This is a genomic window from Parabacteroides goldsteinii (genome assembly GCF_020091425.1).
GTDB lineage: Bacteria > Bacteroidota > Bacteroidia > Bacteroidales > Tannerellaceae > Parabacteroides > Parabacteroides goldsteinii.
In genome coordinates, this window is the sequence record NZ_CP081906.1 from 5,994,778 (window position 1) to 6,016,930 (window position 22,153).

26 protein-coding genes, 1 tRNA gene and 1 pseudogene are annotated in these 22,153 nt (G+C 43.7%); 19 read left to right on the forward strand and 9 right to left on the reverse strand.

Translation table 11 applies throughout. From position 1 onward, the window contains the following. Positions 1–296: 296 nt before the first annotated feature. From K6V26_RS24530 to K6V26_RS24540, 3 genes and pseudogenes are all read left to right on the forward strand, one after another. Positions 297–1,016, forward strand: a pseudogene (locus tag K6V26_RS24530) (agmatine deiminase family protein). 11 nt (positions 1,017–1,027) lie between these two features. After that, a complete protein-coding gene (locus K6V26_RS24535; RefSeq protein WP_224264138.1) occupies positions 1,028–1,180 on the forward strand; it encodes a hypothetical protein in 153 nt (50 codons plus the stop codon). A gap of 154 nt (positions 1,181–1,334) precedes the next feature. Further along, the gene (locus tag K6V26_RS24540) at positions 1,335–1,973 is read left to right on the forward strand and encodes a hypothetical protein (protein ID WP_224264139.1); all 639 of its coding nucleotides are present in this window, start codon (positions 1,335–1,337) and stop codon (positions 1,971–1,973) included. Here the strand turns inward: K6V26_RS24540 and K6V26_RS24545 are convergent. Continuing rightward, complete coding sequence (locus K6V26_RS24545) at positions 1,965–2,852, reverse strand: AraC family transcriptional regulator (protein ID WP_224264140.1); 888 nt, start codon at positions 2,850–2,852, stop codon at positions 1,965–1,967. The genes K6V26_RS24540 and K6V26_RS24545 overlap by 9 nt on opposite strands. A 218-nt stretch (positions 2,853–3,070) precedes the next feature. Between K6V26_RS24545 and K6V26_RS24550 the strand changes: the two genes are divergently transcribed. From K6V26_RS24550 to K6V26_RS24560, 3 genes are all read left to right on the forward strand, one after another. Further along, positions 3,071–5,422: an ABC transporter permease gene (locus K6V26_RS24550; RefSeq protein ID WP_224264141.1), complete on the forward strand. Its 2,352-nt coding sequence runs from the start codon at positions 3,071–3,073 to the stop codon at positions 5,420–5,422. A gap of 116 nt (positions 5,423–5,538) precedes the next feature. Further along, a complete protein-coding gene (locus K6V26_RS24555) occupies positions 5,539–6,405 on the forward strand; it encodes a hypothetical protein (protein ID WP_224264142.1) in 867 nt (288 codons plus the stop codon). A gap of 953 nt (positions 6,406–7,358) precedes the next feature. Then, positions 7,359–8,120, forward strand: a complete 762-nt coding sequence (locus K6V26_RS24560; RefSeq protein ID WP_224264143.1) for a class I SAM-dependent methyltransferase — start codon at positions 7,359–7,361, stop codon at positions 8,118–8,120. Between the two features lie 120 nt (positions 8,121–8,240). Here K6V26_RS24560 and K6V26_RS24565 read toward each other — a convergent pair. Further along, a tRNA-Leu gene (locus tag K6V26_RS24565) sits at positions 8,241–8,324 on the reverse strand. A 176-nt stretch (positions 8,325–8,500) separates the two neighbouring features. Here K6V26_RS24565 and K6V26_RS24570 point away from each other — a divergent pair. Then, positions 8,501–9,583, forward strand: coding sequence for a mannose-1-phosphate guanylyltransferase (locus tag K6V26_RS24570; RefSeq protein ID WP_010800895.1), 1,083 nt, complete (start codon positions 8,501–8,503; stop codon positions 9,581–9,583). Here K6V26_RS24570 and K6V26_RS24575 read toward each other — a convergent pair. The 3 genes from K6V26_RS24575 to K6V26_RS24585 are packed head-to-tail and all read right to left on the reverse strand — an operon-like array spanning position 9,576 to position 11,786. Then, entirely contained in the window at positions 9,576–10,799 is a 1,224-nt protein-coding gene (locus K6V26_RS24575) for an ABC transporter permease (RefSeq protein ID WP_224264144.1), read from the reverse strand. The genes K6V26_RS24570 and K6V26_RS24575 overlap by 8 nt on opposite strands. A gap of 12 nt (positions 10,800–10,811) precedes the next feature. Next, on the reverse strand, positions 10,812–11,147 hold the full coding sequence (gene rbfA, locus K6V26_RS24580) for a 30S ribosome-binding factor RbfA (protein ID WP_010800893.1): 336 nt from the start codon (positions 11,145–11,147) through the stop codon (positions 10,812–10,814). 12 nt (positions 11,148–11,159) lie between these two features. Continuing rightward, positions 11,160–11,786 carry an O-methyltransferase gene (locus K6V26_RS24585; protein WP_224264145.1) on the reverse strand — a complete coding sequence of 209 codons (627 nt, stop codon included), beginning with the start codon at positions 11,784–11,786 and terminating at the stop codon, positions 11,160–11,162. Between the two features lie 416 nt (positions 11,787–12,202). Between K6V26_RS24585 and K6V26_RS24590 the strand changes: the two genes are divergently transcribed. From K6V26_RS24590 to K6V26_RS24600, 3 genes are read left to right on the forward strand one after another with little or no spacing between them, the layout of a single operon-like run. Further along, positions 12,203–13,426, forward strand: coding sequence for a site-specific integrase (locus K6V26_RS24590; protein WP_004303751.1), 1,224 nt, complete (start codon positions 12,203–12,205; stop codon positions 13,424–13,426). Between the two features lie 31 nt (positions 13,427–13,457). Beyond that, positions 13,458–14,747, forward strand: coding sequence for a site-specific integrase (locus K6V26_RS24595; protein WP_007568639.1), 1,290 nt, complete (start codon positions 13,458–13,460; stop codon positions 14,745–14,747). Between the two features lie 28 nt (positions 14,748–14,775). Further along, positions 14,776–15,141, forward strand: coding sequence for a hypothetical protein (locus K6V26_RS24600; protein WP_007559043.1), 366 nt, complete (start codon positions 14,776–14,778; stop codon positions 15,139–15,141). A 33-nt stretch (positions 15,142–15,174) separates the two neighbouring features. Here K6V26_RS24600 and K6V26_RS24605 read toward each other — a convergent pair whose 3' ends face one another. Together K6V26_RS24605 and K6V26_RS24610 are read right to left on the reverse strand one after the other, a co-directional pair. After that, complete coding sequence (locus tag K6V26_RS24605; RefSeq protein WP_004295430.1) at positions 15,175–15,486, reverse strand: helix-turn-helix domain-containing protein; 312 nt, start codon at positions 15,484–15,486, stop codon at positions 15,175–15,177. Then, the gene (locus tag K6V26_RS24610) at positions 15,483–15,776 is read right to left on the reverse strand and encodes a helix-turn-helix domain-containing protein (protein ID WP_004319131.1); all 294 of its coding nucleotides are present in this window, start codon (positions 15,774–15,776) and stop codon (positions 15,483–15,485) included. The genes K6V26_RS24605 and K6V26_RS24610 overlap by 4 nt, the downstream gene beginning before the upstream one ends. 542 nt (positions 15,777–16,318) lie before the next feature. Between K6V26_RS24610 and K6V26_RS24615 the strand changes: the two genes are divergently transcribed. The 9 genes from K6V26_RS24615 to K6V26_RS24655 are packed head-to-tail and all read left to right on the forward strand — an operon-like array spanning position 16,319 to position 20,728. Continuing rightward, positions 16,319–16,570: a hypothetical protein gene (locus K6V26_RS24615; RefSeq protein ID WP_004303766.1), complete on the forward strand. Its 252-nt coding sequence runs from the start codon at positions 16,319–16,321 to the stop codon at positions 16,568–16,570. Between the two features lie 12 nt (positions 16,571–16,582). Further along, positions 16,583–17,575 (forward strand): hypothetical protein, encoded by a 993-nt coding sequence (locus K6V26_RS24620; protein WP_007559037.1) that lies wholly within the window; start codon positions 16,583–16,585, stop codon positions 17,573–17,575. A 45-nt stretch (positions 17,576–17,620) separates the two neighbouring features. Further along, positions 17,621–18,031, forward strand: a complete 411-nt coding sequence (locus K6V26_RS24625; RefSeq protein ID WP_009132163.1) for a PcfK-like family protein — start codon at positions 17,621–17,623, stop codon at positions 18,029–18,031. A gap of 2 nt (positions 18,032–18,033) precedes the next feature. Then, a complete protein-coding gene (locus K6V26_RS24630; protein WP_017141505.1) occupies positions 18,034–19,317 on the forward strand; it encodes a PcfJ domain-containing protein in 1,284 nt (427 codons plus the stop codon). A gap of 40 nt (positions 19,318–19,357) precedes the next feature. Next, on the forward strand, positions 19,358–19,684 hold the full coding sequence (locus K6V26_RS24635) for a hypothetical protein (RefSeq protein ID WP_004295437.1): 327 nt from the start codon (positions 19,358–19,360) through the stop codon (positions 19,682–19,684). Positions 19,685–19,726: 42 nt separating this feature from the next. After that, on the forward strand, positions 19,727–20,044 hold the full coding sequence (locus tag K6V26_RS24640) for a hypothetical protein (protein WP_004295436.1): 318 nt from the start codon (positions 19,727–19,729) through the stop codon (positions 20,042–20,044). A 46-nt stretch (positions 20,045–20,090) separates the two neighbouring features. Further along, the gene (locus K6V26_RS24645) at positions 20,091–20,357 is read left to right on the forward strand and encodes a DUF6956 domain-containing protein (RefSeq protein WP_004295438.1); all 267 of its coding nucleotides are present in this window, start codon (positions 20,091–20,093) and stop codon (positions 20,355–20,357) included. A gap of 4 nt (positions 20,358–20,361) precedes the next feature. Continuing rightward, positions 20,362–20,541 carry a hypothetical protein gene (locus K6V26_RS24650; RefSeq protein ID WP_004295439.1) on the forward strand — a complete coding sequence of 60 codons (180 nt, stop codon included), beginning with the start codon at positions 20,362–20,364 and terminating at the stop codon, positions 20,539–20,541. Further along, entirely contained in the window at positions 20,525–20,728 is a 204-nt protein-coding gene (locus tag K6V26_RS24655) for a hypothetical protein (RefSeq protein ID WP_004295440.1), read from the forward strand. The genes K6V26_RS24650 and K6V26_RS24655 overlap by 17 nt, the downstream gene beginning before the upstream one ends. 68 nt (positions 20,729–20,796) lie before the next feature. On the opposite strand, the gene K6V26_RS24660 is transcribed toward K6V26_RS24655, so the two are convergent. Further along, the gene (locus K6V26_RS24660; RefSeq protein WP_117615371.1) at positions 20,797–21,684 is read right to left on the reverse strand and encodes an IS3 family transposase; all 888 of its coding nucleotides are present in this window, start codon (positions 21,682–21,684) and stop codon (positions 20,797–20,799) included. Further along, positions 21,615–22,139: a helix-turn-helix domain-containing protein gene (locus tag K6V26_RS24665; RefSeq protein ID WP_032558195.1), complete on the reverse strand. Its 525-nt coding sequence runs from the start codon at positions 22,137–22,139 to the stop codon at positions 21,615–21,617. Before K6V26_RS24665 ends, K6V26_RS24660 begins: the two co-directional genes overlap by 70 nt. Positions 22,140–22,153: the final 14 nt, after the last annotated feature.

Below are 22,153 nucleotides of genomic sequence, written 5' to 3' on the forward strand. Positions count from 1 at the left end.
CAAGGTAAATGCAAAGTACTCAAGTTTTAGTTGAACGTATGGTTTATTGGCAATCACATTCCGGAATTGTCTAAAGTTTAGATGATTTCTATCAAACCGATATTAAAGATACGGGAAGTGATTAGCTTTTGCACTTTTGAGTAGCTTTTCTTTTTTCGGTCTGTCTAATTTTGTATTATAAAACTAGATAATATGATTACAGATAAAGAAACCAACTTTGTATATTTCAGTTCGTTAATAAAAGAAACGGATATAGTTTCATAGAGTATACCCGTGATATTTGGTGTAGGGACTATATGCCCGTTCAAACGGATATAAATGACTTTGTTCAATTTGATTATTTTCCCGATTATTATCTTTCACCAAAATATATCTCTAAATTGACAATCCCCTCCGAAGTTAGAGTCAATCAGAAGATGAATGCTAAAAAGATTGATTTAGTTATTGATGGAGGTAATATTGTGAAATCTGGTACTTGTGTTATTCTTACAGAAAAGGTCTTGAAAGACAATCCAAAGTTCAATAAAGATGCGATTAAAAACATAATTAAAAAAGAACTTGGTGTGGGGAATGTTTATTTTATACCTCAAGCTCCGTATGAAATGACAGGACATGCAGATGGAATGGTCTGATTTATGAACGATACAGACTTATTGGTTGCTGATTATTCCAGTGAAAGTAAGAGTTGGCAAGCTAAGATGAATAAAGCACTGGAAAATACAAATTTAAATATTATCCCGTTTCCTGCAGAATTCGTAGATGAAAAGAACGATGATGGAGATTGTACTGCTAAAGGAATTTATATCAACTTTATGCAGCTTGAAGATTATATACTGTTCCCTCAATTTGGTTTAAATATGGATGAAATAGCACTTGATTATACGAAAGATTTATTTCCTCATTGTGAGGTAATTCCCATAAATTCCAATGAAATTGCATTAGATGGTGGGGTACTTAATTGTATTACGTGGAATATAAAAATGAAAGTCTGTGAAAACGAATGTATAACCTTGTAAAAAGTGAAGACATGAAAGAGTTAATTATTTTCATATTAGTGTTTGTAGGTTTATTCTGGATTGGAGTAAAGCTTCAGCGTTGGATAAATGGAACAAGTAAAATTACTAAAAATCAAAAGAAGATACTTAAAGAAATGAAGCGGAGGAATAATCCTGAAAGTTAGCTTCGGTATCTTTCAGGATACAGGATATTATAATTGTGTAGTTTTTTTTGAATAAATTGTTGATTTCTAAAGCAACATGTGTATATTTGGGCATAACTCTTAGTGAAGAGGTATTTTTGTTAGTACTTTGAATTAATAACTAAAAAATGAAATTATGACTTGTTATTTTGATGAAATAAAAAATCTTATAGATGAGAATGGAAACTTTATAGGTGATGTTAATGCTAAAAAAGTTTCAATACAGGCGGTTGAAGCATTGGCTCAATCTCTGTTAGGCTCAACTTTATGTATCCGAAACCATAAGTATATTATTAGAATGTTGGAGATATATTATGGTGGAATCGGAGATGATGCTCATGATTGGTATAGAACTAATTTTATTTATAAAACATCTAAATACAAGGAACAAACAGAAGTTCAAAACAAAAAAGGATTTCGTATCTATTTAAGTTCTAGTAATGTAGATGATACATATACTCGGTTTGATATAGTTGTTGGTCATGAAGGTGTTCCTGTAAGTTTTCTAATTAGAAGTGTGTGGGATTCTGATTTCAATATTGTTGGAGCAAAAAACGGGAGCCCTAATACTGTCTTGAAGATAATGGGATTGAAAGCTGAGGATCATGATAAGATGGTGGGAGAAGACGATTCTGCTAATGAAATTGTTTTACAGAATACTTCTGCAGAGATAATAGAGCAAAGAAAATTGGGGGTAAAAAAGCAACGAAGGTATAAGGTGACTTCTGACTTTGAAGAAAAAAATAATCTTTTGTGGAATTTTTCATTAGAGTAAGTTTGGGATAACTGGTAGCAGAACTTCGGTTAGCAGTTCCTCCACCGAAGTTTCTGCTATACTGTTTAGATACCGTTCTAAAATTAAACCTTCGCTTAAATCATATCCTTTAGGTATTTGCTGTAAAATGGCGTTATAGAAAGATTCAAGTTTATCATAAGGGCCCTTATGTGTATAAACGGCATAATTGGTTTTAGGTAAATACATCGTTTTTATCTCATCGGTTATTTTTATTGGGGGTAAATCGTTAACAGTTAATCCGGCATAGAATCTACACTTTTCATCTGCTGTTATGTCACAATCGTCATAGCAGATACCCCAATACTCTTCTTTTGAGGGGAGTAGATGATTCTGTTCGGCATATTCATAGAGTTTGTTCCAGCTGTCTTCTTCAAAGAGTTCAGAAATATAATCAACATAACTTCCTTGATAAAGGAAAAAGATAATTGGTGTTTCGGGTAGTTCTATGAGAGTATAATCTATTTGATAACACTCAATATCGGTAGTATGCAGTTTCTCAAACTTTTCGACTTTATATTTTGCCGGAGATTGTGTAAACTTCTTTTTGAATGCATTATAAAAAGCAGTCTCGTTTGCCCATCCGATGTGTTCGGCAATTTCTTTTTGGGAAAGGACGTTTTTCTTCAGTAGATACAATCCGTATTCAGTCCGAAGCCGATTCACATATTGTTTTACTGTTTCCTTCATATAAGATTTGAACATCAACTGAAAATTACGTTTAGACAAACAAGCAATATCTGCCAGTTGGGCAATAGATGTTGCATTATTGAAAGCATTGTCCGCTTCTGCTGACCAATCTTTCTGTATTTGTGAGTTTATATAATGAAGGACAGTATCTATTTGTGCTTTATAGTTCATGAAAATAATTTAAGATATCCTTATATTGCAAAAGTACAATTTAAACCAACACGATACATTCAAAATACTCAGCTTTCGACTGAACCTCTGATTTATGGGCAGCCACTTCCCTGAATTGTCTAAAATTTAGACGATTTTATTTTGTTGTTACAAAGGAATGCTATTTTTGTTGTCAGGCAGACAGAGACTGATTAGTTTTGGCCCAAAATAGAAATATTATGGGGAACATATCATTCAAACTTATATTTCGGAGTTGGTTGCGTAATAAAACATTTACTGTAATCTCTATCCTCAGCTTGGCAGTAGGTATCGCCTGTACCAACTTATTGGCTGCTTTTGTTATCCATGAATATAATATAGAACAGGAGAATCCGAACAAGGATAGGATGGTTGTGGTTAAACAAACGATTTCGGGGGCAGGAATGACTGCTTTCAATACGGTCTCATGGGATATCACTTCCTTGTTACTTGAACGTGTCCCGGAATTGGATAAGGCGTGCCGGGTGCATCCTTATTTCATGGTTACCTATTGTAAAGCCGGAGAGAATTTCTTCAAAGAGATAAAAGTAATAGAGTCGGATAGTACTTTTCTTTCATTCTTTCCTCAGGAAATTGTAAGGGGGAGTTTTGCGGATACCCAGGTGGGACCGGATCGGATAGTCCTGACAGAATCTTTTTCTAAACGTTTGTTCGGAGAGAGTGACCCGATAGGACAAACGGTTCAGATACTATTCGGCCCTGGTGATTTCGGGGATGAAAAAGGGTTATTGACTTTTACTGTTTCTGCTGTGGTAAAAAATAATAGCCAGGCTGCTTTCGGCTTTGATGCTTTATTCTTTGGCGATCCCTCTTCCGGATTAAACTTCTTTCTGCTGAAAAAGAATGTCTCCGTTCCCGACTTACAGGCTAAAACAGGGCGTTTGGCTCTTCAGAGAAGTGATGGTCAGGATTTTGAGAATGAACTCCTCACTATTCAACAGGCTTGTTTTGATACGGTAACGCTCCCGTCATCGTTGAAGAAACCAAATACGACATTACTGTTTATTGCTCTTTTTTCAGCTATTCTGATATTGGTCATAGCTTGTTTCAATTATGTTAATCTAAGCTTTTCACGTGTATTTAAACAGTTATACTCCCTGCATATACAGAAACTGATGGGGGCAGGAAGCGGACAATTGAGCATGCAATTATTTGCTGATACATTTATGACTGTTGGTTTCGGTTTCCTGATTGCACAACTGATACAATTCGACCTGCTGGGGATAATGAATCGTATCATGTCTATTCAGGTTCCGGTTAATTTTCTGTATAGTAGTCAGATGCTGCCGGTTACATTCGGGTTTATTCTTTTATTGGCGTGTATTCCTGCTTTGTATATGAGCCGGCGTTTGCCGAAAATGTCGATTTCCATGTATAACAATTTCTACCGGGGAAAAGCAAAAGGGCGTATCATTACCTCGCTGGCTATCGTTCAGTTCGTTATTTCATTTATTCTGATAATCGGTAATATTTCCGTACGGCGGCAAATCTCACTTTTATATGATAAAGCAGAAAATTATAAAGGTATTTATATTTTTTCAGTCGGAGATAACAAGACATCTATGTTACGACTTAAAGAAAATATCGGTTCTCTTTCGGGCATACAGGCGGTGGCATTAAGTAATCCCATATATGAATGGCCTCTCGGTGAGTTTTCGCCGGATGGTACATATGAATCTTATACTTCAGAGGATGGTGATGAAGAAATAATGGAAGTTATGGGCTATAAGCTATTGAAAGGTCTGCCCTGGAAAGAAGCGATAGAAAGGTATCCGCATCCGGTTTATCTGAACCGTACCTGGGCTCAGAGCCTGTTTCCGGATGGAGAACTGCCTGTCGGGAGTCTTATAAAAGAATACGAACCCCGGTTGAAGGACCGTCCTCCTTTTGGTGATGATCATGTTATTGCCGGGGTTGTTGAAGATTATTTTAAGCTATATATTCCTAATAGCCTTGAAACTCCTGTCGATAAAGGTATTATTGGTTTTGCCAGGGATGGAACTGATTTAAAAGTCCGCATAGCTCCCGGAAATGCTTCGGTTATCAAACAAATTTATAAGGAATGGGATCAGCTTTATCCTGGGAATTACCTTGAACATGAGAGCTTGTATGATAAAGTTTTGGGTAATAACAAGAAACTTTTCGAATTGTCCGATTTGTTGATGATGTATTCGGTTATCAGTATCCTGCTTATGTGTTTCGGACTTTTCGGTATGACGCTGTACGCTATCGAACAACGTACAAAAGAGATCGGAATCCGAAAGGTGAACGGATCAACTACGTGGCAGATTATAAAGTTACTCGACCGCCAGTTTATTATTTGGATCGGGATAGCTTTTGTAATTGCAGTACCTGTGACCTGGTGGTTGCTTAATCAATGGATGCAAAGCTTTGTTTATCGGGCGAGTTTTAGCGTCTGGACATATATTATGTCTCTATTAATTGTTGTCGGTATAACGTTATTAACTGTCAGTTGGCATAGCTTCAAGGCAGCCTCCGGAAACCCGGTTAGAGCGTTGAGGGATGAGTAAAAAGCAGCTTTGCCGGGCACAGCACTTGAAATCCTTCTCAATAAAAAGTATATTACTTTCTAGATCTCAGGAAATAAGTATATTTGTAATCTATAGACTAAATTCATAAAGAAAACATGAATATAAAGACTTTGTTCAAAATACTGTTGCTATTTTTTTCGGCTATGGGATTTGGTAGTTGCGGAAGTGATGATGATGAGAAAAAAGAAATATACGCTCTATCGTTTGAAAAAGAGTATTACGAGGTTCCATTATTAGGAAAACAATCTATATCCATTAGAGGTGGCAACAGGAATTATTCTGTAACTGTTGAAAAAACAGAGATCTTGGATGTGTCTGTGGATTTGTCAAGTTCGATAGATATGGGAAATTTAGTTATCATCCCGAAACAAAAAGGAGAAACCACCGTTACCATAAAAGACAATATTGTTAATGAGGAGGTTGGATTGAAAATAAAAGTAACAGACTCTTATTTAGCTTATGCGATAAAAAATAGCAATCATCCGGCACTTTCACAGGGAACATTAGTCTATTTGATAAATAATGAAGCAAAAGATTGTTATTTCTTCCGAAACACAGGTTCTGGAACAGGAGCCACTAATACTCTGATAGCAAAAGGAACATACGAATTCTCAGTCAAGATAGAATATGGTATAGGTAACTCATCAAATACGTATGGTATACCTTATTTAACATTAAATTATGCTTCGGACATAAATGGGAATTTTACTGATGCAGCTATAGCACACACTCCTCACAGTCTGAGATTTGAACTTCTTGACGGAGAAACAAGTAGCAATATTGTCATCAATATGATACAAGTTTGTTTAGGTGTGGATTGGAAAGCTCTTGTACATGAAACTCTCAGCAGAAGTGTGGGTATAGAAGAACCAATTTTAAAAACCACGATAGATGATACAAATTATACGATAGTGGGAATACTTAATACCACACCAGCAATTCCCGAAAATATCTTGGAATAGACACAAAAAGATGTTCAAAATGTTTTTAGCACTATGAATAAGTGATAAAGTGTAAATATCAATATTGGCCTGAAAGAAGCACAACAGAAGTCTTTAATATTTTTTTAGCGGCTGATAAGTGTATTATGTGCGATCGATGTCAAAGCTTTTTTAAAAGAAAAGAGAATGGTTTTCTATAATTGTAATTTGTTTTATGAAACGACAAAAAGACAGACGAATAAGATATATGCAAACATTATGATAGAAAATGTCACTGAATAAGAACGTGCTTATTTTTCAATCAGTCATTCTGGAAGAGGTGTATATACATTTATTAACGTGATGGGCGTTTTATATCAACTTTTTATTTTGCTATAAACAAATATGAACTTCGTTTAAAACGAGATTTTTTTCATTTTAAACGAGATGTCTTTTTATTGTAGTAGAAATCTATTGCAAATATATGTTAATTCATAGTGGTGCAAGATGTCAATCGGTACTTTTAAGAGAGGAAATTATATGTTTTAAAGCGCTTTTTGTTTCCAGAACAACCATTTATCCAGGTAAGCGATAAATGTCAAAATACCAATAATAATAGATATGCATGCAGTATATTGTCCAAAAACATAAGCAATACATATCATTACGCTAAAAATATGACATAAATCAGAACAAAGACAGCAGAGGAAACCTCGCGAGAATTCCATAAAAATGAATCGACATTCCACCCCACTGTATAGCTTATCCTCCATATACATAAAATATCATTTTGATAATCAAATAAAATCATGGGAACTTTCCAAATCTACCTATCAGATAACTGGAATTTTTTATCTTTTTGATATTGCTGTGATTTGTTATGGAACTTATTACTTGCAAGGTTAATGTCATGAAGAGAAAAAGATATTAATTTTGTCTTATTGGAAACAGACTAACCTGAGGCCATACACAAAAAATATAATTTAAAGAACAGAATGAATACAGATTACAAGGTGGGCGATTTGATTTATGACGCAAGTATTTATGATGGATTAAATACCTTCCTATCCGATTTGCAGTTTTACAAAAAGTGGCTGCCGAAAAATAGGGATGCTAAAATACTTGAACTTTGTTGTGGAACAGGCAGACTTACGCTTCCAATTGCAAAGGATGGATACAATATTTGTGGAGTCGATTACACTTCATCCATGCTTGAACAAGCAAAGGCAAAAGCTTCTGAAGCAGGAGTAGAGATTAATTTCATTAAAGCGGATATTAGAACGTTAGATTTGCATGAAAAATTTGACTTTATTTTTATTCCATTTAATTCAATTCATCATTTATATAAAAATGAAGATTTATTTGAGGTATTTAATGTCGTTAAAAATCATCTTAAAGACGGAGGTTTATTTCTGTTAGATTGCTTTAACCCTAATATTCAATATATTGTTGAAGGTGAAAAGGAACAACAGGAAATTGCAGCATATACAACTGATGATGGGAGGGAAGTCTTGATAAAGCAGACAATGCGTTATGAAAACGCAACTCAAATTAATCGCATAGAATGGCATTACTATATAAATGGTGAGTTTCATTCAATTCAAAATCTGGATATGAGATTGTTTTTTCCTCAAGAATTAGACTCCTATCTGGAAGGGGTTGGATTTGAGATTATCCATAAGTTTGGGAGTTTTGAAGAAGAAGCATTTGGCGATGATTCGGAAAAACAGATATACGTATTAGCATTTGATAAGTGATGTAGTCAATTTAGCTCTATACCGAAGTTAATAAGTATCAAACGTTCCGTAATTCATTCCGCACTAAAATAAAAAGTCCTGACTATCTATAGATAATCAGGAACTTAATTTAAAGTAGTGTACCCAGAGCCGGGATCGAACCGGCATGGAAGTGAATCCACTGGTGTTTGAGACCAGCGCGTCTACCAATTCCGCCATCTGGGCATTTGCTTTTTTGCTAATGCGTTGCAAAGGTACGCATATTTTTTATTTGTGCAAGCGTTCAGCGATTTTTTTTCAAATTATCTATAGCTTTCGGGGAATAATATAAGATAGGAGAATAAATACCGGATTATTTCGTTAACTTTGTAAGAGTATAATTAAAAAACAACCTGTGTATCATGAAAGATAATTATTGCGTTATCATGGGTGGAGGGATTGGCAGTCGCTTCTGGCCTTTTAGCAGAGAAAGTTATCCAAAACAATTCTTAGATTTTTTCGGGACCGGACGTTCCCTGTTGCAAATGACTTTCGATCGTTTTTCCAAAATCATCCCGGTAGAAAATATTTTTATCGTTACTAACGAAGCTTACGCCGACTTGATTAAAGAACAGTTGCCCGAATTGAAAGAAGACCAGATCCTGCTGGAACCGGCACGTAGAAATACAGCTCCTTGTATTGCTTACGCTGCTTACCATATAAGAGCATGTAATCCGAATGCCAATATTGTTGTTGCCCCTTCCGATCATCTGATCCTGAAAGAAGATATATTTCTGAAAGACGTTCAGAAAGGATTGGATTTTGTAAAGAACAATAATGCATTGGTTACGTTGGGTATCAAACCGAGTCGTCCTGAAACAGGTTATGGTTATATCCAGAGCAGCGATTCCATGCTGGGAGAATTTACCAAGGTGAAGACTTTTACGGAGAAACCGAATCTGGAATTGGCAAAAGTCTTTTATGAAAGCGGTGAGTTTTTCTGGAATTCAGGTCTGTTTGTATGGAACGTAAATACAATTCTGGAAGCTTTTGCCAAATATCTTCCGGATATTGCCGTTCGGTTTGACCTGGGTAAGGATAAGTTCAATACGGAAAACGAACGTGAGTTTATACATGAGAACTTCCCTTATTGCCTGAAGATTTCCATTGACTACGGTATTATGGAGAAGGCGGATAATGTGTATATGTTATGTACTGATTTCGGTTGGGCAGACTTGGGTACCTGGGGGTCCTTGTTTGATTTGGCTCCGAAAGATGAAAATAATAATGCTGTATTGAAGAATAGTAATGCATTGCTTTATGAAAGTTCAGGAAATGTAATTGCCGTAGGTAATTCAAAAAGACTGGCTGTGATTCAGGGCGTTGAAGATTGCATCGTGGCTGAATCGGGAAATGTATTGCTTATCTGCAAAAAAGATGACGAACAGCGTATCAAGCAGTTTGTGGCAGATGCACAGATAAAATACGGGAAAGAATTTAATTAAACCATTTCTTTCCCAGATAATGTACGGGATACCAGGCGGCCATGAATCCAATGGCCGCTACCGTAATAAATGCAATCAGGACATCAGTGAGCATCACCCGCACCGGATATGCGTCGATAATAAAAGCACCTGCTGTTTGTCCTAATTTAATCAATCCGAATTGTCGTTGTAAAAAGCACAATGCCAGACCGATCACAACCCCTATCAGAGCTCCGAATCCGGAGATCATCCAGCCTTCAAATAGAAAGATACGACGGATAAGTTTATTGTCAGCCCCCATATTCCGAAGGGTATGTACGTCATCTTTCTTTTCTATCATCAGCATAGACAGCGAACCGACTACGTTGAACAAGGCGATTGTCAGGATAAATGAAAGTATCAGATAAGTGATCCATTTTTCTACTTGCATCATTTTGAAGGACGCTTCCTGTTGTTCGTAACGGTCTTGTATGATAAACCGGTCACCCAGGATGGATTTGAGCTGTTTTTTGACTGAAGAGATATTGGCTCCGTCAGCAATTTTCAGTTCGATGGAGGTTACTTCCTTGTCGTATTTATATAACTCACGTACCAGTGAAAGGGGGAGTATCATGTATCCTTCGTCGTATACCTGCTGGTTAATCATAAAGACTCCGCCTATATAGGCATATTCCTGACTGAATGAAGAAGCCGGGTTGGATAAGTTGACTTTTTCATTCCGTTTGGGGACATAAATCTCCAGCGGAGAAGCGAATCCTGGTTTGGCTCCCAGTTTGGATGACAGTCCGACTCCGAGAATGGCATAATCGGTTACTTCGTCTTTCAGGATGAAGCTGCCGTCTATCAGTACGCTGTCTATCTGGGTCAGATGGCTGAAGTTGTCGTCCACCCCTTTGATTATTGCCACGTCCTGGCGGTCGTGATAGCGTATCAATGCATTATCCTGAAGAACTTCTCCGAAATAGGCTATATCAGGTAATTGTTTTACCTGTTGGAATTCGGCAGTTGTCGGGTCGAATACTTTCCCGGTACGGGGAGAAATCTTCAACTCCGGGTCGAAACTGCTGAACATATCTGCTACCAGGTCATTGAACCCGTTATAGACCGACAGTGCACAAACAACTGCGGTGGTAGCAATGACTACACCGCAGACACATACCATCGAAATAATATTGATGGCATTGTGGGATTTCTTCGAAAAGAGGTACCGCCGGGCTATATAAAACGAAAGGTTCAACGCTTGATTCTCTTATTTCTGTAACAGTTTGTCTATATTTTCAATATAATCCAGCGAATCGTCAATGAAGAAACTCAGTTCCGGGATGATGCGGACCTGTTTTCCTATGCGTTTGCCCAAATCGAAACGGATCGCTTTGGTATTTGCACGGATCGATTCCAGTAACTCTTTCCCTTTTTCGGAAGGGAAGATGCTCAGGTATGCTTTGGCAACGCCCAGGTCGGGGCTGACGCGTACCGCACTTACAGAAATCAATATACCCGGCATTCCCTGGGTCTGTTTCTGGAAAATATCGCCCAATTCTTTCTGGATCAGACGACCTATCTTGTTCAGTCTTGTACTTTCCATATCGTTATCAATTTATTTTTTCCATATCATTGTCAGACCGTCGCGAAGCGGAAGGATCACTTTCTCCACCCGGGGGTCTTCTTTTATTTTATCATTAAAACTAAGTATCCCGATGGTTTGTTTATCTGACGGGTGAGGTTTTTCCAAAACTTTACCATCCCACAGGGTGTTATCGGCCAGAATCAGGCCTCCCGGACGCACTTTGGGAAATACCAGATCGTAATAGTCGGAATACAAGCGTTTGTCGGCATCGATAAATACCAGGTCGAATGTTTCGTCCAGTTCCGGTATGATTTTCATCGCATCGCCTATATGCAGCTTTATTTTATCTTTCAGGGGAGAGCGTGAGAGATATTTCATGATGAAATCTTCCATTTCATCATTGATCTCGAGTGTATGGATCAAGGCATCGTTTTCGGTTCCTTCGGCCAGGCAGAGCGTGGCGTAACCGGTGTAGGTCCCTATTTCCAATACACGGCGGGGACGAAGCATGCGACAAAACATTTTCAGTATCCGTCCTTGCAGATGACCGGACAGCATACGGGGACGCAAGAGATTGACATTGGCATCGCGGTTTAACGCGGATAACAATGCGCCTTCTTCGTCGCTGTGATCGAGAATGTATTCGTCTAATGTCATTTAAGTAAAGAATGTTTATGCTTCAAATATACGAAGAACTCGCAAAAAAACGGCAAAATTTGGATAAATAAAGTAAGTGTTTGGTATTGAGGAGAGTTAAGCCAAATTCTTCTATACCTTTCCAAATCGCTAAAATGCAGGATAATGAAAGGTTAAGAGAAAGATTTGCTACTTATCCGTTGCCTTTTTTAGCCCCGGATAATCCGGCAAAATAACGCTTGACCACCTGCGGTTTTACCGTTCACCATGCAAAGAACCCTATATTTTGCCCGTAAAGATAACCGTTTTTTTCCGTTTTTCATGGAAATACAGGTTATGTTACCGGCATCCGGGGTTTTATTCTTTGTTCCGCTATAATTTTCATAACTGTAAATAGCTATATATCAAGTAATTTTGCAACATAAAAAAATAGAGTTATGAAACAGACGGATGTAACGGTTACGTTCTACCTCAAAAAGAGCGAAATGAATGACGAGGGACATTGCCCGGTCATGGCGAAACTTGTTGTCGGCAAATTTTCAGAAGCGGCTTTTAGTGCGAAAATGTCCGTACCCGCTGCACTGTGGGCATCCGGACGTGCCACGGGTAAAAGTAACGCCGCGCGGGAAATCAACCGGCAACTGGACGATTTGCGAGCTTCAGCCATTTCCATTTATGACGAACTGTCAGCCACCCGTGAGAATGTAACGGCTGAAGAAATAAGGAATCTGTTGTTGGGGACGGCTTTCGGGCAGGAAACCCTGTTGGGTTATTTCCGGACGTTCATCGAACATTTCGAAAAACGTGTCGGCGTGAACCGGGAAAAGGGAACAGCACAATCTTACCGCTATGCTTGTAACTGTGTGGCTGCTTTCATCCAGGAGAAATACAAGTTGTCGGATGTTCCTTTCACGGCCCTGAACCGTTCATTCATCGACAACTATGACCTCTACCTACGCACGGAGCGCCGCTTTGCCCTGGGAACTATCGTGTTGCTTGTCACACGGTTGAACACGATTGTCGGGGAAGCCATCGCGGAAGGGATTATCACTGCCGACCCGTTCGCGGGGTATGAAGCCGAACATCCCGAGCGGGAACAGAAATACCTTACCGCCGCAGAGTTACAACGGCTGATGACCACACCCCTGCACGACCCGAAACTCTACCATATCCGCGACCTGTTCCTCTTCTCCTGCTACACGGGTATCCCTTACGGGGACATGTGCCGCCTGACGACGGAGGATCTGGAAGTGGCCGAGGACGGTGAGGTATGGATCAAGACCGCCCGCAAGAAGACGAAAATCGACTATGAAGTGCCGTTGCTCGACATACCGTTGCTCATCCTCGACAAGTACCGGGATATGGCCCCGGAAGGAAAACTGCTGCCGATGTACAGCAACAACGAACTCAACCGGACACTGAAACGTATTGCCGCCATTTGTGGAATTGAACGGAAACTCGTCTTTCACTGCGGACGCCATACCTACGCCACCGAGATCACGCTTTCGCATGGTGTCCCGCTTGAAACCGTCAGTAAAATGCTGGGGCATAGCCGCATTTCCACGACGCAGATTTACGCCAAAGTGACCGATGACAAGATCGACATGGATACCCGGTCTTTAGAGGAAAAGATTGCCGGCCGCTTCTCCGTAGCTATTTAATCTATCATTGACAATCAAATTCACAACGATTATGGAAACGAATAATAAAGAGATAAAACGCCGCAGCACGTTCTCCCTGCTGTTCTACATCAACCGCACGAAAGTCCGCAAGGACGGAACATGTAAATTGTTATGCAAGGTAAGCATCGACGCCAAGTCGGCCCCGATCAATATCAACGCGTTTGTCGATCCATCGCTTTGGAATCCGGAAACCAAAAGGGCGAACGGACGAAGCGAGAACGCCCGAACGGTAAACCAGGCAATAGAGAAACTGACCGAAAAAATCACCGGACATTACCGTCATATTCGTAAAAGCCTCGGTTTCGTGACGGCCGAGCTGGTCAAAAACGCCGTGGAAGGAATCGGGCAGAAACCGTTCACCCTCCTTGCCTTGTTCCGCGAGCATAACGAGGAGTTCCGCAAGCGTGTCGGCGTGGATCGCAAGGAAGAAACTTATGAAAGTTACGAGAACTCCTATAATATTTTAGCCTCCTTCGTGAAAAAAAGGAAGGAAAAGGAGGATGTAGCGTTGCGGAGCCTTGACCGGGAGTTCTACGATGATTTTGAAATATTCCTGCGTACAGATCGTGAAATGAAACCCAAGACAGTACACGAGCATCTTTACCGGTTGAAAAAAATGACCAAGCGGGCTGTCAGTCAGGGTACACTCCGGCGCGACCCTTACGGGAAGCTGCACCCGGAACTGCCCCGGCGCAAGAGCCGCCATTTGAAACTCGAAGACCTCAAAAAACTGATGGAAACTCCCGTCGGTAAACCCAACCTCCAGCGGGTGCGGGACTGGTTTCTCTTCGCTACCTTCACGGGGTTGTCCTACGCCGACCTGAAACGCTTGTCCGAAAAAGACATCACGCAGTCGGACGACGGAACGTACTGGATACACATCCGGCGCCAGAAGACCGAAACGCCCTCGGCCATCCGCCTGCTGAACGTGCCGTTGCAGATCATCGAGAAATACCGCCACGAGCGTAAAAGCGACAGGATTTTCAACCTCTATTGCCGGGGGTATCTCATCAAGCTCACCAGAGAACTGGGACGGACATACGGCTTCGACATGACCTTTCACAAGGCGAGGCACAATTTCGGGACACATATCACGCTCTCGCTGGGTGTGCCTATCGAAACTGTCAGCCGCATGATGGGACACAAGAGCATTTCCACCACGCAGATTTACGCCAAAGTGACCGACCGCAAGGTGGACGAGGACATGAAACGTCTGAAAGAACAGACCAAAGGCCGGAAAATAAATCTCTACGAGGAGGACGAACCGGAAACGGCAGATATTATAACGGTAAACGGTTGAACAGTATAACAAAAATTGATAAATTTGTATGACTATGACGACAAGAGAACCTATCAGCATTGAAAACGGGCGGGTGGAAATCCACACGCCGGAGAACCGTGTATGGCTCACGCGCCACCAGATTGCCGACCTGTTCGGAGTCTTCGTTCCTGCCGTGGGGAGCAACATCCGCTCCATACTCAAAAGCGGCATACTCCGTGAGGAGCGGGTTTACCGCCGGGAGCGCAACCGTGACGGCGGTATTGTCGAGCTGTATTCGCTCGAAATGATCGCCGCGCTGGCTTTCCGCTTAAAATCCGGGAATGCCGAAGCCTTCCGACGGTGGCTTGTCCGAAGGGCCACGACGACCGCCGTCGTCTGGCAGCTCCCCGGCATGAACACGATATTGAACTGAAAAAGAAGAACGGCCGTGATGGCCGTTCTTCTTTTATACCCATTCCTGTCCCCCGATACATTTCTTCCGGGAATCTTCCAGAAATTTCTGTATCTCGGATTCCATGTATAGTACCTTGCCCTGAATCAAATAATAGGGAATGATCCGCGCCGTGCGGTATTCCTGCAATGTACGCCTGCTGATTTTCAGCAGCCGGGACAATTCCTCGTCGGTGACGAACCGCTCTCCCTTGAGTGTCCGGCCTCCGGAGGATTCCAGTTTATCCAGTGCCTTGCCGGCCTTTTCCAAACGCCGGAAGAGATCCGCCACACGCGGATCGTGCTTGTCGATGAAATAATGGCTCATAACGCGGCGGTATTAGGATAGTGCGACGATTGCAGCAGTTTCCCGACATCTTCCGGTTTGTAGAAGATTTTGTGACGGATGCGGCTGAAAGGCAGCAACCCTTTCTCCCGGTAGGTTTGCAGGGTACGTTTCGATATCCCCAGCACGTCACAGACATCCTGGTTGTCCAGCCATTTTTTCAAACTCACGTCCTCCTGCCTGCGGCATAACGCCTCGGCTTTTCTTTCAATGGCTTCCACGTGCCCTGCCAGCGCGTCGAAAGCCTTCACGTCCATACTTATTATTTCCATGTTCTGTTTCATTTTTTGTTTCCCGGATGCCCAAAAGTACACAAATGAACAGTATCTTGTTATCAGCCAGTGGTATATGGACGTATCCGTCTTAAAAGTGGCAGCGAGTGGCGCCACGTCCGGCGGAAACGATCCTCCGCCGATACGGGATCGGCACGCTCCGATACGCCAATCGCCCGTGAAAGGAAATGTTCGCGGGCGATTTATCATTCCATGCAGGGTGAGCCGTGAACCGACTTTCGCGAGCGTTCACGGCATATCGTTTTCTCCCCGTTTCTCTCCCATAACCTTTTCCTCTCTTTTTTTCATGCCGCGGAGCGCGGTATGGAAATCTGTTGTCAGTAGCAAAGGTAGTTACGGGGCTCACGCTGCTGCAAGATCGGGCCGCGGGGCGGTTTGCCGCAAAATCTTCCTCTTTCCCTGCGGGCGAGCGTATTTTCCGACAAAATCTTGCAGCAGCTATCCCCGACACCTTTTGATGCTACCGAAACAGATTCCATCCATACCGGCTCCGCTACGGCATAAAAAAAAAGTCAAAGGTTATGAGAAACGAAGAGAAAAATAAATGGAAACAGAAATCCTCCAACCTTCCACTTGGCATAAAGGCAAAGGTCGGGTTGGCGGTAAAGGTCGGGGCGGTGGCTTTGGGCTTCCACGTGTGGGGTATCGACTTTATTTGGGTCGTTTTGGGCTTCACGTTCTGTTATGACATCCTGCGGGGCATTTTCTCCTGCCTTGTTTCTCTCGTGGCTCTAACCGGCTTTTTCTATTTCCTATTCACTCACATCTTCTAAATTATTACAGGTATGACAAAGTACATTTCATTATTCGGAGCGACTACCACGGACACACGGGTGCAGGTAGTCAAGGAAAACCAGGTAATCATCGGTATCGGTGCGGGTGCGAGCAGAAAGCGTTACGTCGTTTACAAGGTGGAACACACCGCCCGTGGCTACGTGTACCACATGGTCGATACCGAAACAAAGGAAATCAGCCAAACGGACATTCTGCGACCCCTCTCGCAAACATTCGGTATCGGCAGGTACTACGACGACGTGAACCCCGAGTTCATGGACGCTTTCGAGGTGGCTTTGCTCGTGGGGCAGGCGGAAGAGCAAGCCACGGCGCAAGCCATCGCCGCCGCCAAAGAGAAAGCCGAGCATGACCGCATAGCGGAAATAGGAGCGCAGAGGTTACGCCGCATCATGCCCGAAGGGGTGCAGGGCGTAATCATCGCCGAACTCAACGAAACGGAATACACTGACCCCTCTTACGAGTGTTCGACCACCCGAAGCGTGCGTACCGTCATTCTCGGCTTTTCGGCCACCTCCCGCAACGGCTTCGGGGAGTTGAGAAAGGCGGCGGCCAATTTCCCGCAAACGGCGCACCTCTCCGAATACGACCCCAAGAACGAACACCGCTATCCCGTTTTCACGCTCGGCAAAAGTCCGAAATACGGGTGGAGTGTCTGCAAACTGACCCACTACACACGTGAAGGGTACATCGACAGGCTGGCATATATCGCAGGAAACGAGGAGAATATATGTCTGCCCGAGCCGAAAGACGAAAAACGGGCGGAACGCACTGAAACGAGCGTGCAAGGCGGGTTTATCATCGTGGACTATTCCGAGAAGGCGATAGCCGTATTCGGGGACACCAAGCCCGTCAAGGACGCCCTTCACGCACTCGGGGGACGCTTCAACGCACGGCTGACGCATGACGGGCAGAAGAGAGCGGGATGGATTTTCCAAAAGACCAAAGAGGACGAGGTGCGGCGGCTTCTCGGAAAGGACGAATAAATGTTGAACACGGGGCGGCTCGCCGCCCCACAATACCAAAAAATCATGGCACAAGGAACAGATTATTTCAAACTGACGATACAGAACTATCTCGACGCACGGGCACGGGAGGACGAACTTTTCGCACCCCGATACGCCAACCCGAAAAAGAACATTGACGATTGCTGCACTTTCATCATCAACCAAGTACGGCAGAGCGGTTGCAACGGGTTTGCCGACGAGGAAATATACTCTATGGCACTCCACTATTACGACGAGGAGGACATCGACATCGGCAAACCCGTCAGTTGCAAGGTAGTGGTCAATCACACCGTTGAACTGACCGAGGAGGAAAAAGCCGAGGCACGGCGGAACGCCATACGGAAGGCCGAGAGCGAAGCCTACGCCAAGTTGGCGAAAGCCAAGTCCAAACCCAAGAAAATCGAAGATAACAAACTAATGCCCAGTCTATTTTAGTTATGAAACCGAGAACAAAATTCCAACAGAGCGTTGTGGCGGCAAGTAAACACCTGCCGCCGCTTACCCCCGCACAAATCGAATGGGGGTACAAGAACTGCATCGAGCATATCGGACGCCGCACGCCGAAAGGACTTATCACCTGCACCGAGTGCGGCCACACGTGGCAGAGCGAAAACGGAGAACTCACGGACAATCTGTTAGGGTGCGAGTGTCCGCACTGCCACACCCCGCTGAAAGTGGAAACCACCCTGCGCCGCAAGTTCAACGATTACGAGTATTTGTGCATCGTAACCCGCTGCAAGGGTTTTCAAGTCCTGCGCTTCGTCTATATCGAGTGTTGGGCGAAAGTGGGACAGACGCCCGTTTACACCCATATCGAAGCCGTACAGCGGTGGATTGCCCCCGACGGACGCTCCGCAACCTTCGCACGGCTGCGCCCGATGGGCTTCTTCGTTCACGGGTGGAGTTGGTCGAGCGCATTGGAACTGCGGGCGGAGAACGACGGGAAATACAACATCACGCCCACACGCATCTATCCCCGACAACGGCTTATCCCCGAACTGCGCCGAAGCGGCTACGGTAAACAACTCCCCGATGTAACCCCTTTCGACCTTATCCACCTGCTGCTCTCGGAGAACAAGGCCGAAACGCTGCTTAAAGCGGGACAAACGGCACTCGTGCGATTTTTCGCCCGTTCCTCCCGCAATATCGCAGACTATTGGCCGGCCATCCGTATCGCCATCCGTAACGGGTACGCTATCGGGAAACCGACGGAATGGTGCGACTACATCGACCTGCTGCGATTTTTCGGGAAAGACCTGCATAACGCCCATTTCGTGTGTCCCGCAGACCTGCCCGCAGCGCATGACCTCTACATGGCAAAAAAACGGCGGCACATGCAAATGGAACGGCGGCAGGAGGAACGGCGCAAGGCGTTGGAACAGGAAGCCTCGTTTGTCGAAGCCAAAGGGCGGTTTTTCGGAGTGGAGTTTTCCGACGGGGAAATCTGCATCAAGGTATTGGACAGCGTTGAAGCCATACGGCAGGAGGGCGAGGCCATGCACCATTGCGTGTTTACCAACGAATACTATCTGAAAGCCGACTCGCTCATACTCTCGGCCACAATCGACGGCAAACGTATCGAAACGATAGAGGTGTCCCTAAAACGCATGGAGGTCGTGCAGAGCCGTGGCGTGTGTAACAAGAATACCCCATACCACGGGCAAATACTGAAACTGATGAAGGGGAACATGTCCCTTATACGGAAACGAATGACAGCATAAAAATCGGGGCGGCGAAAGCCGCCCGCAAAAACAAAATAGAATGAACCAAATAGCATATAAATTCGTGTCGTGGGACGTTCCCGCACTCGAAAGCCTTGCAGGCTCAAAAGCGTACATATTACGCAAACGGCTCAATGACGGGGGAACGCTCACCCGTGAGGAGAAAGACTGGATTACCCGTGAGGTAAACCATAACACCTATTTCAAGGACTCCATTCCGCTTTTAGGGTATCGTTTCAACTTTGTCGATGTACTGAAAACATTCGTGGTAAAGCAGTACGGGCATTACACGGAATACAAGGGCGTGGACAAGACGAGCATACGCTCCATGTTGTACGGCAGAGTGGAAAGGATTGTCGAATTATAAAATCGGGGCGGCGAAAGCCGCCCTACAAAAAAAAATATAACAATGAAAATCATCTATAAAAGCTACATGGCACGCCCGCTCAAACCCTTCGGGGAGTGGGATTGGGAAGTTCGGGAAGCAGTCAAGACGGCCCTTGCGCTCGTCGAGGGGAAAAACGGGTTCAAAACCCATTCCGAGATATGGCGAAGGTGCAACCTCGTCATTACCGTGGGACACAACATCTACACCACGAGTATCGAGATACGACCACCCGAGCAGGACGTGATACGCCGCAGGAGCAACTGGCATAACGGCTACGCCTACTACTGCAACGGCGTGTTCTGGGCGAACATGAGCAGGGTTAGAGTGGAACTTGTCTGATTAAAAAATTTCGGGGCGGCAAAAGCCGCCCGTAAAAAGCGAGAATATGAAAACGAATGAAGTAAACAAGGAAATCTCCTATGAAACGCTGCTCGTAACCTTCGGCGAGGGTATCGGGCGGCTCAACACCATGTTCGACGACCCGCAGGTGTGGGGCGTTGCCACGCTGAAGCAGTGGATCGACGGGTATGAAACTACGCGCTTCACCGAAATCGACGACCGAACGGCGGTTATCACATCCGAATACAACATGGACAGCGTGAAGGAATGGCTGCAAAAGAACACACCGATTATCAACCTGGAAAAACGATAAAATCATGCGCAAGTACAAATTATTCATCGGCTACCGGCTGCTGGGAGAGTTTTCCGGTATATGGGAAGCCAAAAATTTCGCCGCTGAAAGCGGCATGAGCGGAATTTTCTCGCTCGTGGGAGAAAATTACCGGGACAGTTGGTACGAACCAAAAAAACAGGACAAGAATGGAAACAAAGATTAAAGACATCACGGGAGCGGAAATAACCGTTACCGACTTAAAAGAGGCGGTACGCCAATGCCGGGAGTGCCTCGCAAGTCCCTACCTGATGCCCTCGGGGCATACCGTGGGGGAAAACCATGCCTACATGTTGCGGCAACTGCTCGCCCTGCAAAGGCGGAAACGGGAACACGGCAGGCAACGGCCGTGAAAATACGACGCGAAAAAAATCGGACGACAATGAAGTGCACCCCAAATATTGGACGGATTAGTATTTGTTTAGATGGCATGAGTTCGGTATTGTACCGGGCTCATGTTGTTTAAGTATTTCTTTATCCGCTTGTTATTGTAGTAGTCGATATATTCTTCCAATTCTTTTCGGAAATGGTCTATGGATGAGAATTTTTGCAAATATAATAATTCGGACTTCAATAATCCAAAGAAACTTTCCATAGCAGCGTTATCCAGACAGTTACCCTTGCGCGACATGCTCTGTGTAATACCTTTCTGTCTTAAACGGAGCTGATACTGCTTCATCTGATACTGCCAGCCCTGGTCGGAATGCAAGACAATACCCGGAGAATCCGGTATTCTGGCAAACGCATCGTCCAGCATCTTCATGATCTGCATAAAGTTAGGGCGTTCAGCTATTTTATAGCTAATAATCTCCCGGTTATATAAGTCCATAATCGGCGATAGATATAACTTTACGCCGCAAACCGAAAATTCCGTAAGGTCAGTAACCCACTTCTGATTCGGTTTTTCGGCTGCAAAGTCGCGTTGCAGAAGATTGGGCGCTATCCGTCCGATCTGTCCTTTGTATGAACAGTATTTACGGAGCCTGACCTGACTTTTTATCCCGCAAATATTCATCAGCTTAAGTACGGTTTTGTGATTTATCGCATATCCGATCTTATTCATTTCAACGGTAATGCGCCGATAACCATAACGCCCCTTATGTTCGTGATATAACCTTATAATACTCTCTTTTTCGCGAGCATATTTATCGGGTTGTTTTGATTTTCTGAAGTGATAATAAAATGTGCTTCGCGCCATCCCTGCGGCTTTGAGCAATACTGAAAGCCGGCACTGCGGCCTTAGTCCTTCGATGGCTTGGGCTCTTTCCCGCTCTCGCGGACAATGCGCTCCTCGACTAAGGCCTGCAATTTTTTTAAGTAAGCATTCTCGGCACGAAGATACTCCAGTTCCTTAAGCAACTCTTCGTGCGGAGTCGTTTTGAGTTTGACTTTTTTAGTCTTCGATTTACTCATGGCCGGCCTCCTTCTTTGCGGTTTACGCCGCAGGCCTTCAGCACCTTGGTTTTGATAGAGCCGCTCCCATTGACGAATAACAAAAGGGCCCGGAATGCCGAAATGCACTGCTGTCTCCAGCAAAGATAGATGATTTTGGTGCATATGCTTCAAAACTGACAACTTAAATTCTGCACTGTAGCTACCGTGGCGCAGCTTAAGGCCGGCAAGGCCATGGCGCTCGAATAATGTTACCCACAAGTGAACTTGCGAGCGGCCACAGCCCAAGTGACATCCGGCTTCCCTAACCGAAAGTCCGCCTTCGAGTACCAGTTTTACGGCCTTTAAACGAATCTCATAATTATATTTCATAAAAAACACCCCAA

Excerpts from the sequence above, each read along its gene's own strand:
- K6V26_RS24535 (WP_224264138.1), top strand. The coding sequence starts at position 1,028 with ATGAAAGAGTTAATTATTTTCATATTAGTGTTTGTAGGTTTATTCTGG.
- K6V26_RS24540 (WP_224264139.1), top strand. The coding sequence starts at position 1,335 with ATGACTTGTTATTTTGATGAAATAAAAAATCTTATAGATGAGAATGGA.
- K6V26_RS24545 (WP_224264140.1), bottom strand. The coding sequence starts at position 2,852 with ATGAACTATAAAGCACAAATAGATACTGTCCTTCATTATATAAACTCA.
- K6V26_RS24550 (WP_224264141.1), top strand. The coding sequence starts at position 3,071 with ATGGGGAACATATCATTCAAACTTATATTTCGGAGTTGGTTGCGTAAT.
- K6V26_RS24555 (WP_224264142.1), top strand. The coding sequence starts at position 5,539 with ATGAATATAAAGACTTTGTTCAAAATACTGTTGCTATTTTTTTCGGCT.
- K6V26_RS24560 (WP_224264143.1), top strand. The coding sequence starts at position 7,359 with ATGAATACAGATTACAAGGTGGGCGATTTGATTTATGACGCAAGTATT.
- K6V26_RS24570 (WP_010800895.1), top strand. The coding sequence starts at position 8,501 with ATGAAAGATAATTATTGCGTTATCATGGGTGGAGGGATTGGCAGTCGC.
- rbfA (WP_010800893.1), bottom strand. The coding sequence starts at position 11,147 with ATGGAAAGTACAAGACTGAACAAGATAGGTCGTCTGATCCAGAAAGAA.
- K6V26_RS24585 (WP_224264145.1), bottom strand. The coding sequence starts at position 11,786 with ATGACATTAGACGAATACATTCTCGATCACAGCGACGAAGAAGGCGCA.
- K6V26_RS24590 (WP_004303751.1), top strand. The coding sequence starts at position 12,203 with ATGAAACAGACGGATGTAACGGTTACGTTCTACCTCAAAAAGAGCGAA.
- K6V26_RS24595 (WP_007568639.1), top strand. The coding sequence starts at position 13,458 with ATGGAAACGAATAATAAAGAGATAAAACGCCGCAGCACGTTCTCCCTG.
- K6V26_RS24600 (WP_007559043.1), top strand. The coding sequence starts at position 14,776 with ATGACTATGACGACAAGAGAACCTATCAGCATTGAAAACGGGCGGGTG.
- K6V26_RS24605 (WP_004295430.1), bottom strand. The coding sequence starts at position 15,486 with ATGAGCCATTATTTCATCGACAAGCACGATCCGCGTGTGGCGGATCTC.
- K6V26_RS24610 (WP_004319131.1), bottom strand. The coding sequence starts at position 15,776 with ATGGAAATAATAAGTATGGACGTGAAGGCTTTCGACGCGCTGGCAGGG.
- K6V26_RS24615 (WP_004303766.1), top strand. The coding sequence starts at position 16,319 with ATGAGAAACGAAGAGAAAAATAAATGGAAACAGAAATCCTCCAACCTT.
- K6V26_RS24620 (WP_007559037.1), top strand. The coding sequence starts at position 16,583 with ATGACAAAGTACATTTCATTATTCGGAGCGACTACCACGGACACACGG.
- K6V26_RS24625 (WP_009132163.1), top strand. The coding sequence starts at position 17,621 with ATGGCACAAGGAACAGATTATTTCAAACTGACGATACAGAACTATCTC.
- K6V26_RS24630 (WP_017141505.1), top strand. The coding sequence starts at position 18,034 with ATGAAACCGAGAACAAAATTCCAACAGAGCGTTGTGGCGGCAAGTAAA.
- K6V26_RS24635 (WP_004295437.1), top strand. The coding sequence starts at position 19,358 with ATGAACCAAATAGCATATAAATTCGTGTCGTGGGACGTTCCCGCACTC.
- K6V26_RS24640 (WP_004295436.1), top strand. The coding sequence starts at position 19,727 with ATGAAAATCATCTATAAAAGCTACATGGCACGCCCGCTCAAACCCTTC.
- K6V26_RS24645 (WP_004295438.1), top strand. The coding sequence starts at position 20,091 with ATGAAAACGAATGAAGTAAACAAGGAAATCTCCTATGAAACGCTGCTC.
- K6V26_RS24650 (WP_004295439.1), top strand. The coding sequence starts at position 20,362 with ATGCGCAAGTACAAATTATTCATCGGCTACCGGCTGCTGGGAGAGTTT.
- K6V26_RS24655 (WP_004295440.1), top strand. The coding sequence starts at position 20,525 with ATGGAAACAAAGATTAAAGACATCACGGGAGCGGAAATAACCGTTACC.
- K6V26_RS24665 (WP_032558195.1), bottom strand. The coding sequence starts at position 22,139 with ATGAAATATAATTATGAGATTCGTTTAAAGGCCGTAAAACTGGTACTC.